This window comes from Flintibacter hominis, assembly GCF_014287965.1.
GTDB lineage: Bacteria > Bacillota > Clostridia > Oscillospirales > Oscillospiraceae > Lawsonibacter > Lawsonibacter aceti.
In genome coordinates, this window is the sequence record NZ_JACOPO010000031.1 from 1 (window position 1) to 798 (window position 798).

General features: G+C 49.1%; 1 protein-coding gene. It reads left to right on the forward strand.

Going from position 1 to position 798, the window contains the following annotated elements:
• Window positions 1–17 precede the first annotated feature (17 nt).
• Window positions 18–671 (forward strand): DNA cytosine methyltransferase, encoded by a 654-nt coding sequence (locus H8S11_RS13745; protein ID WP_186853541.1) that lies wholly within the window; start codon window positions 18–20, stop codon window positions 669–671.
• Window positions 672–798 lie beyond the last annotated feature (127 nt).

Sequence of the window (798 nt, forward strand, 5' to 3'; positions counted from 1 at the left end):
GGAGATGGAGATGCTGGATGAAGCTACTTGAATTATTTGCAGGAACACGCTCTGTAAGTAAGGCGTTTGAAAAGAGAGGCCATCAGACGTATAGCATAGAGTGGGACAAGTCATTCCCGGATATCAGCCTTTATGCAGATGTACTGACTGTGACGGCAGACCAGATCCTGCGAGACTTTGGGCGACCAGATGTGATATGGGCGAGTCCAGATTGCAGTACATACAGTATCGCAGCGATCTCCCATCACCGAAGGAAAGAAGAAAACGGGAACCTTGCTGCGGTCAGCGATTACGCAAAGTTCTGCGATCGAGTAAACCTTCACGTTCATGGGCTTATCATGACACTCTCGCCTCGTCTTTGGTTTATAGAAAACCCAAGGGGCGGGATGCGAAAGATGGAGTGGATGCAGGGTCTGCCAAGATACACTGTTACTTACTGCCAATATGGAGATACTCGAATGAAACCTACCGATATCTGGAGCAACCATCCAGACCCCCAATTTAAGCCTCCATGCCACAATGGAGACCCTTGCCATATAAGCGCACCACGAGGTGCAAAAACTGGGACACAGGGTCTAAAAGGGGGCCGGGAGCGTGCAGTGATACCAGAAGCACTTTGCGACCACATTGTTGATATATGTGAGATGGAGATGCTGGAGGGGGTGGAATGACAAGCAGCAAAAAGGCTCTGGAAGCTGCTCAGACCATTGCTGATTTTTGCAAGCAACAGTCATCCTGCCAAAATTGTATTTTCCGCTTGTTCGGCTCTGAAAACTGGAAGTGCCACATCGAGGCATT